The organism is Pseudomonas sp. RA_35y_Pfl2_P32 (genome assembly GCF_963970735.1).
GTDB lineage: Bacteria > Pseudomonadota > Gammaproteobacteria > Pseudomonadales > Pseudomonadaceae > Aquipseudomonas.
Map to the genome: position 1 here is coordinate 324,784 of NZ_CAXAQF010000002.1, position 13,398 is coordinate 338,181.

Annotated in this window: 11 protein-coding genes; 7 read left to right on the forward strand and 4 right to left on the reverse strand. The window is 63.2% G+C overall.

All coding sequences use genetic code 11. The annotated features are described in order from the left end of the window. Nucleotides 1–61 precede the first annotated feature (61 nt). Together argA and argE are read right to left on the reverse strand one after the other, a co-directional pair. Entirely contained in the window at nt 62–1,360 is a 1,299-nt protein-coding gene (gene argA, locus AACY45_RS03550; RefSeq protein ID WP_339544174.1) for an amino-acid N-acetyltransferase, read from the reverse strand. A 134-nt stretch (nt 1,361–1,494) separates the two neighbouring features. Next, entirely contained in the window at nt 1,495–2,643 is a 1,149-nt protein-coding gene (gene argE / locus AACY45_RS03555) for an acetylornithine deacetylase (RefSeq protein WP_339544175.1), read from the reverse strand. A gap of 156 nt (nt 2,644–2,799) precedes the next feature. Here argE and AACY45_RS03560 point away from each other — a divergent pair, with 156 nt between their 5' ends. Next, nucleotides 2,800–4,167, forward strand: a complete 1,368-nt coding sequence (locus AACY45_RS03560; protein WP_339544176.1) for a CYTH domain-containing protein — start codon at nt 2,800–2,802, stop codon at nt 4,165–4,167. A 67-nt stretch (nt 4,168–4,234) separates the two neighbouring features. Here AACY45_RS03560 and AACY45_RS03565 read toward each other — a convergent pair whose 3' ends face one another. Beyond that, nucleotides 4,235–4,708, reverse strand: coding sequence for an Lrp/AsnC family transcriptional regulator (locus tag AACY45_RS03565; protein WP_166589198.1), 474 nt, complete (start codon nt 4,706–4,708; stop codon nt 4,235–4,237). Nucleotides 4,709–4,833: 125 nt separating this feature from the next. Between AACY45_RS03565 and AACY45_RS03570 the strand changes: the two genes are divergently transcribed. The 5 genes from AACY45_RS03570 to AACY45_RS03590 all read left to right on the forward strand — a co-directional run bounded on the left by AACY45_RS03570 (nt 4,834) and on the right by AACY45_RS03590 (nt 8,921). Then, nucleotides 4,834–5,172, forward strand: coding sequence for a hypothetical protein (locus AACY45_RS03570; protein ID WP_339544177.1), 339 nt, complete (start codon nt 4,834–4,836; stop codon nt 5,170–5,172). Nucleotides 5,173–5,298: 126 nt separating this feature from the next. Further along, nucleotides 5,299–7,080 (forward strand): GspE/PulE family protein, encoded by a 1,782-nt coding sequence (locus tag AACY45_RS03575; protein WP_339544178.1) that lies wholly within the window; start codon nt 5,299–5,301, stop codon nt 7,078–7,080. 70 nt (nt 7,081–7,150) lie between these two features. Beyond that, nucleotides 7,151–8,071, forward strand: a complete 921-nt coding sequence (locus tag AACY45_RS03580; protein ID WP_159998499.1) for an SPFH domain-containing protein — start codon at nt 7,151–7,153, stop codon at nt 8,069–8,071. A gap of 10 nt (nt 8,072–8,081) precedes the next feature. Continuing rightward, nucleotides 8,082–8,531 carry an NfeD family protein gene (locus tag AACY45_RS03585; RefSeq protein ID WP_339544179.1) on the forward strand — a complete coding sequence of 150 codons (450 nt, stop codon included), beginning with the start codon at nt 8,082–8,084 and terminating at the stop codon, nt 8,529–8,531. A 72-nt stretch (nt 8,532–8,603) separates the two neighbouring features. Continuing rightward, nucleotides 8,604–8,921: a DUF2388 domain-containing protein gene (locus tag AACY45_RS03590; RefSeq protein WP_339544180.1), complete on the forward strand. Its 318-nt coding sequence runs from the start codon at nt 8,604–8,606 to the stop codon at nt 8,919–8,921. Nucleotides 8,922–8,983: 62 nt separating this feature from the next. Here the strand turns inward: AACY45_RS03590 and gcvP are convergent, their stop codons facing one another. After that, nucleotides 8,984–11,857 (reverse strand): aminomethyl-transferring glycine dehydrogenase, encoded by a 2,874-nt coding sequence (gene gcvP, locus AACY45_RS03595; protein WP_339544181.1) that lies wholly within the window; start codon nt 11,855–11,857, stop codon nt 8,984–8,986. Nucleotides 11,858–12,008: 151 nt separating this feature from the next. On the opposite strand from gcvP, the gene AACY45_RS03600 reads away from it, so the two are divergent. Next, a complete protein-coding gene (locus AACY45_RS03600; protein ID WP_339544189.1) occupies nt 12,009–13,148 on the forward strand; it encodes a DegT/DnrJ/EryC1/StrS family aminotransferase in 1,140 nt (379 codons plus the stop codon). Nucleotides 13,149–13,398: the final 250 nt, after the last annotated feature.

Genomic DNA, 13,398 nt, shown 5'->3' on the forward strand with positions numbered 1-13,398 from the left:
GGCACACGGCGGCCGTCAGCCCCGGCCTTTGTCAACAAAAGCCGGGGCATCAGCGGGAGGATCAGAGGGCTTTTTCGAAGATTTTCGAATTGCGCTGGTAGTTGTACAGCGAGGCCCGGGCCGACGGCAGGCGCTCGACGCTGCTGGGCACAAAACCGCGCTCGCGGAACCAGTGCGCAGTGCGCGTGGTGAGGACAAACAGGGTCTTGAGGCCTTGGGCCCGGGCCCGGCTTTCGATCCGCTCCAGCAGTTCATCGCCACGCCGGCCGTGCCGGTATTCCGGGTTCACGGCCAGGCACGCCAGCTCGCCGGCATCCGAGTCGGCAATCTGATACAAGGCCGCACAGGCAATGATCATCCCTTCGCGCTCGACCACGCTGAACTGCTCGATCTCGCGCTCCAGCACTTCGCGCGAGCGCCGCACCAGGATCCCCTGCTCTTCCAGTGGGCTGATCAAATCCAGCAAACCACCGACGTCTTCGATGGCCGCCTCGCGCAGCAATTCGAACTGCTCCTGGGCCACCAGCGTACCGCCACCATCACGGGTGAACAGTTCAGTGAGCAGCGCGCCATCTTCGGCATAACTGACGATGTGGCTACGACCGACACCGGCGCTGCAGGCTTGCGCGGCCGCGTCCAGCAGTTCGGCCTGGTAGTTGGCACCCAGGCGCTGCAAATGGGCTGGCACTTGTTGCGGGCGCAGTTCACGGACCAGGCGGCCGTTTTCGTCGATCAGACCCGTTTCGGCGCCGAACAGCAGCAGCTTGTCAGCCCCCAAGTCAATGGCGGCACGGGTGGCGACGTCTTCGCAGGCCAGGTTGAAGATTTCCCCGGTGGGCGAGTAACCCAAGGGCGACAGCAGCACAATGGAGCGCTCATCCAGCAGACGGTTGATGCCCTTGCGGTCAACCCGGCGCACTTCGCCGGTGTGGTGGTAGTCGACCCCCTCGAGCACGCCGATCGGCCGTGCCGTCACCAGGTTGCCGCTGGCCACCCGCAGGCGCGAGCCCTGCATCGGCGAGGACGCCATGTCCATCGACAGGCGCGCCTCGATGGCGATGCGCAACTGGCCAACGGCATCGATCACACACTCCAGGGTGGCGGCATCGGTGATGCGCATCCCGTGGTGGTAATGCGGGGTCAGGCCGCGCGCGGCGAGGCGGGTTTCGATTTGCGGGCGCGAACCGTGCACCAGCACCAGGCGCACCCCGAGACTGTGCAGCAGCACCAGGTCGTGGACGATGTTGCCGAAGTTCGCATGCTCGACGCCGTCACCGGGCAGCATGACGACAAAGGTGCAGTCGCGGTGAGCGTTGATGTAAGGGGAAGCGTGACGAAGCCAGTTGACGTATTCGGGCATAACACCTGCACCTGTAATAAATAGCAGCCGAAAAAAGGACGAAGCAAAACGCACAGCGGGCTGATGGTTATCGTCGGAACAGGCTTGGCGACACGCGCGCTCTCCTCATGAATACGGGTGGTTGACCCCGGGATTTACGCCGGGGTCAGGCAGTAATGTTCGATCAGTTGCCGTAATAGATGCACGGTAGGCGTCAAACGTGACATTTCCAGGAATTCCCCCGGCTGGTGGGCGCAGGCGATATCGCCAGGGCCGAGCACCAGGGTTTCGCAACCCAGGCGCTGAAGATAAGGCGCTTCGGTGCCGAACGCCACTGCTTCGGCGCTATGCCCGGTGAGTCTTTCGGCCACCCGTACCAGTTCCGAGTCTTGCGCCTGCTCGAACGGCGGCACTTCGGGGAACAGCGGCGCATAGTCGATCTTCACCTGGTGGCGCTCGGCGACCGGCCCCAGCTTCTGCCGAATGGCCTCACGCAGGGCGTTCGGGTCCATGCCGGGCAAGGGCCGCAGGTCGAACTCCAGGGAACACTGGCCGCAGATGCGGTTGGGGTTGTCGCCGCCGTGGATGCAGCCAAAGTTGAGGGTCGGTTGCGGCACGCTGAACTGCGGGTTGCGGAACTCGCGCTGCCACAGCAGGCGCAAGCCGCGCAGCTCGCCCATCGCATCGTGCATGGCTTCCAGCGCACTATGACCCAGGCGCGGGTCGGAGGAGTGGCCGCTTTGCCCAAGGATGTCGATGCGCTCCATCATCACCCCCTTGTGCAGGCGGATTGGCTTGAGCCCCGTCGGCTCACCGATCACCGCCGCCCGGCCCAACGGCTTGCCGGCCGCCGCCAGGGCGCGGGCACCGGACATCGAGCTTTCTTCGTCGCAGGTGGCAAGAATCATCAGGGGTTGCTTGAACGGCTGGTCGAGCAACGGCAGCACGGCGTCGATGGCCAGGGCGAAAAAGCCCTTCATGTCGCAGCTGCCCAGGCCGATCCAGCGCCCGTCGACTTCGGTGAGCTTCAGAGGGTCGGTCTGCCACAGCGCGCCGTCGAAGGGCACCGTATCGCTGTGCCCGGCCAGCACCAGGCCGCCGGGGCCGGTGCCGAAGGTGGCCAGCAGGTTGAATTTACCGGGGCTGACCTGCTGGATGTCACAGGCAAAACCCAGGTCGCCGAGCCAGGTGGCCAGCAAATCAATGACCGGGCGATTGCTCTGATCCAGGTGCGCTTGAGTGCAACTGACAGACGGTGCGGCAATCAGCGCAGCGAACTGGTCTTTCATGGATGGCAAAGGCATCGCTGACTCCAACTCCCGGATTGAAGTCCATCATAGAACCATCCGGTCACCGGAATAAACCGTCGCGGCGCGCAGGTTTAGTGAGTGCTGTACACTGCACGGCCTTGGCAGCCACACATTTCCCCGGCTGCGCTCCCGATCCTGGATTTTCCGGCCATGCAGAAAGAAACCGAAATCAAACTCCGCGTCAGCCGCGAAACCCTCGCCGCTCTGCGCGAGCACCCGTTACTGAAAAAACGCAACAAAAGTGGCTGGGAACGCCGTGAGTTGATGAATCAGTACTTCGACACCCCAGAGCGTGACCTGGCCCGCGCCAAGGTTGCCCTGCGCCTGCGCCGCGACGGCGAAGAAGTGATTCAGACCCTCAAGACCCGTGGCCAAAGCGTCGCGGGTCTGTCCGAGCGCAACGAATACGACTGGAACCTGGCCAAAGCCAAGCTCGACGTGAAAAAACTCGACGGCGAATGCTGGCCGCAAGAGCTGGCAGAGCTGGACAAAAAAACCCTCAAGCCGATCTTCACCACTGACTTCGTCCGCGAGCGCGCCGAAATCGCCTGGGGTCGCGGCAAGGCCAAGGTGGTCATCGAAGCCGCCCTGGACCTCGGTCACGTGGTAGTCGGCAAGCAGAAAGAAGAAATCTGCGAACTGGAGCTGGAGCTGCGCGAAGGCGAGCCGGCTGCATTGCTGGAACTGGCCGCCGAGCTGGCCGCCACCCTGGCGCTGATGCCGTGCGACATCAGCAAGGCTGAACGCGGCTATCGCCTGTTCGACGCCCACAGCTATTCGCTGAGCCTGCCAGCCCCGCAACTGAGCTTCGAACTGCCGCTGGACGACGCCTTCGCCGCGCTGGGCTGGTACCTGCTGGGCAGCAGCCAGCGCCTGGCCGAGCAGTATCGCTTCAATGGTCACTGGCGCCTGCTGCAAGACTGGGTCGAGAGCCTCGCCGAACTGCGCGCCCTGATCGGCAGCCTGGGCCAGGCCGCCCCGCGCCAGTCGACCCACGACCTGCGCGTAGCCCTGGATGCCTTGCTCGAAGACTGGCGTCCGCTGGTGCAGTTCGGCCAGGACGACGAAGATGTGCGCAAGGCCGCTCCAGAACAGTTCCTCGAAGAGCTTGAAGATCCGCGCTGGGGCCAGTTCTCGCTGAACGCCTCGCGCTGGCTGCTGGCCCGCACCTGGACAGCCGAGCGCAACACCCGTGGCAATCGCCAGGGCGCCGCGCAGTTGGGCAACTGGTTGCCACGCCTGCTGGGTGAAGAGGCCACTTCACTGCAGTTGCAACGCTACCAGCAACAGCCCGAAGACCTCGCCGAGCAACTGCCGCGTATCGAGCGCATCCAGGCCTGGTTGCACCACGCCCGCGCGGTGCTGGACATCCCGGAAATGGATCGCCTGTACGGTGAACTGAACAAACTGGCGCAATTGGCCAACGAGCCGATCACCGACGAAGCGTTGGACGCACGCAAGCAGCAGGCGATCGCGGTGTACCAGAACCGTGCGTGGAAAATGCTGTTGCGCATGTAAGACCGTCATCGCGAGCAGGCCGCAAGCGGGCTGCTCGCGATGAGGCCCGCTCATTCACCAAAAGTCTTTATCCTCGCAACACCGGCAAACTGGTGGTCGACTTGATCTCTGACAACGCCACGATCGAGTTCACTTCCTGGATGCCCGGCACCATCGACAGCTTCTCGAAGAAGAAGCGCTCATAGGCTTCAATGTCGGCGGTGACGATGCGCAGCAGGAAATCCACCGCGCCCATCAGCACATAACACTCCAGCACCTCTGGAAAGCCGCGAATCGCCTCGGTGAATTCAGTGAAATTGGAACGCCCGTGGGCGTTGAGTTTGACCTCGGCGAAGATCTGCGTGTTGAGGCCGATTTTCTTGCGGTCAAGCAATGTCACCTGCCCGCGAATCACCCCCTCCTCCTTCATCCGCTGGATCCTGCGCCAGCAGGGTGACTGCGATAAACCAACCTGCTCGGCGATCTGCGCGCTGGACAGCGAGGCGTCCTCTTGCAGTAGCGCGAGAATCCGGCGGTCATAAACGTCCAGCTCACTGTGCATAAAAAAACCCTTGAAGACGCAGTTGATGAATTGTTTTATTCGAAATAAAGCCAATAGATCCCATCATAGATAAGAAATACCCGGCCTCGAATGTAAAAATTCCTCCATTGATCTGGAGACCCGCCATGCCCCCGCTCGAAGCCGTCAGCACCACCCCCAGCCGCGCCGATGCCTGGCACGCCGGCAACGCCCACTGCTGCGTGCACTACCAGGTGCTCGCCGAAGCCGAACCGGACCTGCTGTGCCGGGCGCTGAACCTGTTTGCCTTGCAGTTGCTGCTGCCGCAAGCGGTCCACATGACCCGCGAGGGCGACGTGTTGTCACTCGATATCGTGATTGACGGCCTGAGCTGGCACCGCGCCGAGGTGCTCGCGGAAAAACTGCGTAACTTGATCTGTGTCTGCTCGGTCCAACTGCAACCGGCTGATTCACAATGGCTTGCGCCGGCGCAGGCGGCGGGCTGAAGGTCCCGGCAAAACCTCGCAACGCTTGATCGGGCAAGGCTCGAACGGGCGGCCTGGACGGGGGCTAGGCTTGGCATTCAACGCTGCGACAGCACCGAGTGCAGGGTCATTGCCCAAGGAGTCCGGATGTCCGTTCAACTCGCCCCCCAGGATCGCTGGCTGGATTTCCATCAATTACTGCGCGACCTGCTCGCTCAAGGCGTGATCAGCCACGCCGCGGCCGAACAGGCCCTGAGCGCCCGCCGCAGCGCCGCCAACCCGCCGCTGCACCCCCTGGAACTGCTCGCCAGCCACCACCTGCCCGACGCCCTGCACGGCGGTCACCCGCTGGATCTCGAACGCCTGACCCAGTGGCTGGCACGGCAGGCCGGCCAACCCTACGTGCGCATCGATCCGTTGAAAATCGACGTCGCGCGCACCACCCCGCTGATGTCCTACGCCTTCGCCCAGCGCCACGGGATTCTGGCGCTGGCCGTCGACCACGAGGCAGTCACCGTGGCCAGTGCGCAACCCTACGTACGCAGTTGGGAAGCCGACCTGAGCCATGTCCTGCAACGGCCGATCCGGCGGGTGGTGGTTAATCCGCTAGAGATCCGGCGCTTTTGCGTGGAGTTCTATCGCCTGGCCAAATCGGTCAACGGCGCGAGCCATATAGCTCAGCCGCTCACCCCCCAAGGCAGCTTCGAACAATTGCTCAACCTCGGTGCCAGTCACCAGGAGCCGGACGCCAATGACGCGCACATCGTCAATATCGTCGACTGGTTGTTCCAGTACGCCTTCCAGCAGCGCGCCAGCGATATCCACATCGAACCCCGGCGCGAACAAGGCACGGTGCGTTTTCGCATCGACGGGGTGCTGCACAACGTCTACCAGTTCCCGCCGCAGGTCACCCTGGCGATGGTCAGTCGCCTGAAAAACCTGGGGCGGATGAACGTCGCCGAAAAACGCAAACCCCAGGACGGCCGGGTCAAGACCCGGGCGCCGGAAGGCGGCGAAGTGGAAGTGCGCCTGTCGACGCTGCCCACCGCCTTCGGTGAAAAACTGGTGATGCGCATCTTCGACCCCCAGGTGCTGCTCCAGGACTTCGATCAACTGGGCTTCAGCGCCGACGACCTGCGTCGCTGGCAGGCCATGACCGGCCAGCCCAACGGCATCATCCTGGTCACCGGGCCCACGGGTTCGGGCAAGACCACCACGCTCTACACCACCCTCAAGCAACTCGCGACACCCGAGATCAACCTCTGCACCATCGAAGACCCGATCGAAATGCTTGAGCCGGCATTCAATCAGATGCAGGTCCAGCACAACATTGACCTGGGCTTTGCCAGCGGCGTGCGTGCCCTGATGCGCCAGGACCCGGACATCATCATGATCGGCGAAATCCGCGACCTGGAAACCGCCGAGATGGCCATCCAGGCGGCGCTCACCGGGCACCTGGTGCTGTCGACCCTGCACACCACCGATGCACCCGGCGCCATCAGTCGCCTGCTGGAGCTGGGCATCGCGCCTTACCTGATCAAGGCCACCGTGCTCGGCGTCATGGCCCAGCGCCTGGTGCGCACCCTGTGCCCGCACTGCAAGGCGCCGCTGACCCTGGACGCCGACACCTGGCACAGCCTCAACCAGCCTCTTCAAGTGCCAGCGCCCCAACAGGCACGACGCGCCATCGGTTGCCTGGAGTGCCGCGACAGCGGCTATCGCGGCCGCGCCGGGGTCTATGAAATCATGCCGTTGAGCACCAGCCTCAAGGCCCTGATCGGTGCCGACTGCGATCTGCAGGCCATCCGTCGCCAGGCCATCCTGGACGGCATGCGCAGCCTGCGCCTGGCGGGGGCGGAGAAGGTCGCGGCCGGATTGACCACCGTCGAAGAAGTGTTGCGGGTCACGCCGCAGCCTGAACCAAAGTAAAGCGTGCCCGTGGCAAGCACGCGCCGCTACACTCAGGCCTGCACCTTCATTGATTGAATAGGGACATTTCATGCAAACCGGTAGCGTACTTTTACTTTTCCTCGGCCTGGTGGTCGCCATTCTCTTCATGGGTTTCAAGGTCGTGCCCCAGGGGTACCAGTGGACCGTGGAGCGTTTTGGCCGCTACACCAACACCCTCAAGCCCGGCCTGAACATCATTATCCCGGTGATGGACCGCATCGGCCGCAAGATCAACGTGATGGAAAGCGTGCTGGATATCCCGCCGCAGGAAGTCATCACCGCCGACAACGCCACGGTGCAGATCGACGCCGTGTGCTTCTTCCAGGTGGTCAACACCGCACAGGCAGCCTACGAGGTGAACAACCTCGAACACGCTATCCGCAACCTGCTGCAAACCAACATCCGCACCGTGCTCGGCTCGATGGAACTGGATGCCATGCTCAGCCAGCGTGACGGGATCAACGAAAAACTGCTGCGCACAGTGGACGAAGCGACGGCCCCCTGGGGCATCAAGATCACCCGGATCGAGATCAAGGACATCAGCCCACCCGCCGACCTGATGGCGGCCATGTCCGGGCAGATGAAAGCCGAGCGGATCAAGCGTGCGCAAATCCTCGAGGCCGAGGGCCTGCGGGCTTCAGCGATTCTCACCGCCGAGGGCAAGAAGCAGGCGCAAATCCTCGAAGCCGAAGGCAGCCGGCAAGCGGCATTCCTCGAGTCCGAGGCGCGCGAGCGGCAAGCCGAAGCCGAAGCCCAGGCCACCAAAGTGGTGTCCGAGGCGATCGCCAATGGCAACGTGCAGGCGGTGAACTACTTTGTCGCGCAAAAATACATCGACGCCCTGGGCAAACTGGCGTCGGCCAACAACAGCAAAGTGATACTGATGCCGCTGGAAGCCAGCCAGGTGATCGGCGCGGTGGGCGGTATCGGCGAGATCGTCAAAGCCACGTTCGATTCCAAGAAAGCCTGAGGCGAGAGCTATGTGGGCATTCCTGCAACACCTGTCGTTCTGGGACTGGCTCGCACTGGGCACCGTCCTGTTGATCCTCGAAGTGTTTGGTGCCGGGGGTTACCTGCTGTGGATCGGCCTGGCCGCTGCCGCAGTCGGGGTGCTGACCTTCGTCCTGCCCGACCTGTCATGGGAACTGCAACTGCTGTTGTTCGGCTTGCTGTCGATCCTCACCGCGCTGTACTGGTGGCATCGCCAGCGCAGCGCGGTACGCGCCAGCGACCAGCCGAACCTCAACCTGCGGGGCCAGGAGCTGATCGGCAAGGTCTTTGTGGTGCACCAGGCGATTGTCGACGGACGTGGCAAAGTCAAGGTCGCTGACGGTGTCTGGATGGCCAGGGGGCCGGATACCCCGGCGGGGGCCAAAGTACGGGTGGTGGGCCTGGAGGGGGTGGTGATCCTGGTTGAACAGGTTGATTAGCGGTCACGGAACTCAAGTGCGCTTTGCCGATCCAATCCGCCAGTCAATCTGAACCCACTGGAGTCACCTTACATGCGTGTCAAACTGGCCGCCGCTACCCTTGCCCTGCTCTCTCTGTCTGCCGGGTCCGTCATGGCCGATACCTTCTGGCGCAATGTCATCTCCTCGGGGGCAACCACCGCCTCCACCTACCTGACCTCCAAGGACCACAAGATGGTACTTGCTGCCCAGGACGACGCCGGGAGCTTCGTGGCCAGTGACGGCAACATTCGTGGCCCGTTCCTCGAATCGGCGCTGCAAAAGGTCCGCGCCGACAACCCGGGCCTGAAGGCCACTGATATGGAATTGGCCAACGCGATCCTGGCCAGCAACACCCTCGCGCAACAGTAACGGGTTGCCGAGACCAAAATGCCGCTCGTTCGAGCGGCATTTTTTTGCCTGGAAATCAGCCTTTATCGGTACTCATCCAGCGGCACACAGGCACAGAACAGATTGCGGTCGCCATAGACGTTGTCCACCCGATTCACCGTCGGCCAGTACTTGTGCGCTCGGGTGTGGGCATCCGGGGTCACCGCCTGTTCGATGCTGTAGGGCCGCTCCCAGACCCCGGTAATGTCCGCCAGGGTATGGGGCGAGCGCTTCAGCGGGTTGTCGTCGGCCGGCCAGTTGCCGTTCTGCACTTCGGTGATTTCCGCGCGGATACTCAGCATCGCGCCGATAAAACGGTCCAGCTCCGCCTTGGACTCGCTTTCGGTGGGCTCGACCATCAAGGTCCCCGCCACCGGGAACGACATGGTCGGCGCGTGGAAGCCGTAGTCCATCAGGCGCTTGGCCACGTCTTCTTCACTGATCCCGGTCTGGGCCTTGAGTGGTCGCAGATCGAGGATGCATTCATGGGCCACCCGCCCGTTACGCCCACTGAACAGCACCGGGAAGGCACCAGACAGGTGTTCGGCCAGGTAGTTGGCCGACAGGATCGCCACTTCGCTGGCATCAGCCAGTTGCGGGCCCATCATCGCAATGTACATCCAACTGATCGGCAGGATGCTCGCACTGCCCCAGGGCGCGGCGCTGACCGCGGTGTTCTTGGGGTCCGGCCCGTCCAGCGGTACCACCGGGTGATTGGCCACGAACGGTGCCAGGTGCGCGCGCACGCCAATCGGCCCCATCCCCGGCCCACCTCCGCCGTGGGGAATGCAGAAGGTCTTGTGCAGATTCATGTGGGACACATCGGCACCGATATCCGCCGGCCGCGCCAACCCAACCTGGGCGTTGAGGTTGGCGCCATCCATGTACACCTGGCCGCCGTGGCTGTGGATAACGTCGCAGATCGTGCTGATGCCCTCCTCGTACACCCCATGGGTCGAGGGGTAGGTGGCCATCAGGCAGGCCAGCTTATCACCGGCCGCCGACGCCTTGCTCTTCAAGTCTTCAAGGTCGACGTTGCCGGCAGCGTCACACTCGACAATCACCACCTGCATCCCGGCCATCTGCGCCGACGCCGGGTTGGTGCCATGGGCCGATGCCGGGATCAGGCAGATATCGCGCGCGCCCTGCTGACGGCTTTCGTGATACTTGCGGATCGCCAACAACCCGGCATATTCGCCCTGTGCGCCGGAGTTGGGTTGCATGCAGATCGCGTCGAAACCGGTGATCGCGCACAACCAGCGCTCCAGCTCGCTGATCATCAACCCGTAGCCCATCGCCTGCTCTTTCGGGGCAAAGGGGTGCAGGTTGGCGAAACCTGGCCAGGTGATCGGGATCATCTCACTGGTGGCATTGAGTTTCATGGTGCAGGAGCCCAGCGGGATCATCGACTGGTTGAGCGCCAGGTCCCTGTTCTCCAGTTGCTTGAGGTAGCGCAGCATCTCGGTTTCGCTGTGGTGCGCGTTGAACACCGGGTGGCGCAGATAGCGACTGGTGCGCAGCAACTCTGCCGGAATGCCCGAGGCCAGCGTCTGCCCATCCAGTTCGGCCACCTGCAGTCCATGGTCGGCACCGAGGAATACGTCGAACAGCTTCGCCACCGTGCTTTCGTCGCAACGTTCGTCCAGGCTCAGGCCGACCTGGCCGCGACCGAGAATCCGCAGGTTGATCTGCACGGCCTTGGCCGATTCGATGATTGCCGTCTGGCTGCCGCCGACGTCCAGGGTCAGGGTGTCGAAAAACTGCTGGTTGAGCCGGGTAATGCCGTTGCGCTCAAGGCCGGCGGCGAGGATGCAGGTCAGGCGGTGCACCCGTTGCGCAATGTGCTTGAGCCCCTGCGGGCCGTGGTAGACCGCATAAAAACTGGCAATGTTGGCCAGCAGCACCTGGGCGGTGCAGATGTTCGAGTTGGCCTTCTCGCGGCGGATATGTTGCTCGCGGGTTTGCAGGGCCATGCGCAGGGCAACATTGCCCCGGGCGTCTTTCGAGACGCCGATGATGCGCCCGGGAATCGCCCGTTTGTATTCGTCACGGCTGGCGAAAAACGCCGCATGCGGGCCGCCATAGCCCATGGGCACGCCAAAGCGCTGGGACGAACCGAACACCACGTCGGCGCCCATTTCACCTGGCGGGGTCAGCAACAACAGGCTCAGCAGGTCCGCGGCCACACAGGCCAGGGCCTGTTGGGCGTGCAGGTGGTCGATCAAGGGCCGCAGGTCACGAATCTCGCCGTGGGTGTCGGGGTACTGCAACAGCGCGCCGAACACTTGGTACCGGGGCAAGTTATCCACCGCGTCGACAATCAGTTCGAAGCCAAATCCCTGGGCACGGGTCTGCACCACGGAAATGGTCTGCGGATGGCAGTTCTCGTCGACGAAGAACAGATTGCTTTTCGACTTGGCCACACGCTTGGCCAGGGCCATGGCTTCCGCCGCCGCCGTGGCTTCATCGAGCAGCGACGCGTTGGCCAGTTCCAGGCCTGTCAGGTCGATGGTCAATTGCTGGAAATTGAGCAGGGCCTCGAGCCGGCCCTGGGCGATTTCCGGCTGGTACGGGGTGTAGGCCGTATACCAACCGGGGTTTTCCAACACGTTACGCAGGATCACGGCGGGCGTCAGGGTGCCGTGGTAGCCCATGCCGATCAGGCTGGTCCAGACCTCATTCTGTTCGGCATAACCACGCAGTTTGGCCAGGGCGCTCTGCTCGTCCAGGGCCGGCGGCAGGTCCAGCGGCCGATTCAGGCGAATGGCCGGCGGTACCGTCTGCTCGATCAACTCGCCCCGGCTGCCAAGCCCGAGGCTGTCGAGCATGGCCTGTTGTTCGGCGGCGTCCGGCCCCAGGTGGCGGCGCAGGAAGGCATTGGGATCGCGTAACTGGCTCAAGCTGGGCAACTGGGACATGACGGGCTCTCTCTTGAATGGCGCTCAGCGTCTGTTCAACTCGGTTCTGGCAGCATAGCTGCCCTGTGCGCACGGTATGGTGTCTTCGGCCAATCGGAGCCATTCTGTGCAGCGCATCACCCACGTCCGCCACTCGGGTCCCCTGATCGCCATGAGCCAACAGCCTTTTCTGCCGTTTTCCAAACCCGTCATCGATGAAGCCACCATTGCCGCCGTCGGCGATGTCCTGCGCTCCGGCTGGATCACCAGCGGGCCCAAGGTCCAGGCCTTCGAAGCCCAACTGTCCGAGTACTTCGGCGGACGGCCGGTGCGGACGTTCAACTCGGGCACCTGCACCATGGAGATCGCCTTGCGCATCGCCGGGATCGGCGCCGGCGACGAAGTGATCACTACCCCCATCTCGTGGGTGGCCACGGCCAACGTGATTCTCGAGGTCGGCGCTACCCCGGTGTTTGCCGACATCGATCCGATCACCCGCAACATCGACCTGGACCGGCTCGAAGCCGCCATCACCCCACGCACCAAGGCCATAATCCCGGTGTACCTGGCCGGCTTGCCGCTGGACATGGAGCGCCTGTACGGCATCGCGCGCAAACATGGCCTGCGCGTCGTCGAAGATGCCGCCCAGGCGCTGGGCTCCAGCTGGAATGGGCAACGCATCGGGGCGACGGGGGACTTCGTGTCGTTCAGTTTCCAGGCGAACAAGAACGTCACCTGCTCCGAGGGCGGCTGCCTGGTGCTGAACAACGCGCAAGAGGCGCAGTTGGCCGAGAAGTACCGTCTGCAAGGCGTAACCCGCAGTGGTTTTGATGGCCTGGACGTGGATGTGCTGGGTGGCAAGTTCAACATGACCGATATCGCCGCCGCCATCGGCCTGGGCCAGTTTGCCGGGATCGAGGCGATCACCGCCCATCGCCGCATGCTGGCGCAACATTACTTCGCGTGTTTTGGCGGTGATTTCGAGGCCCGGTACGGTGCCCAACTACCGCCGGCCGATTTCACCCAGAGCAACTGGCACCTGTTCCAGCTGGTGCTGCCGGAACGTGCGGATGGCCAACCGGCACGGGCCACGTTCATGGAGAAAATGCAGGCACTGGGGGTTGGCGTCGGCTATCACTACCCGCCGATTCACCTGCTGAGTCTGTACCGCGAGCGCGGTTTCAAGGAGGGGATGTTTCCGGTGGCCGAGCGGGTTGGCCGGCTGATCGTGTCGCTGCCGATGTTCTCGAGCATGAGCACCGATGATGTCGAGCGGGTTGTCGCGGCGGTAAAAGCCGTTCTACAAAAATGACACTGTGGGAGCTGGCCGGGCGGCGCTCCGCTTGCCAGCGATGGCGGTATATCAGGCATCATCGATGCTGAATGTACCGGCCCCATCGCGGGCGAGCGGAGCGCCGCCCGGCCAGCTCCCACATCTATGGTTACCCCCTTTTCTGCAATACTGTTTCTGATGTCGTGTTTGGCTTGCTTTCATCTATTCGGCGTCTGAGTGGGGGAGCTACCCCGCGCCTCGATGAGAATCGATGCCCAACGATCCTGAT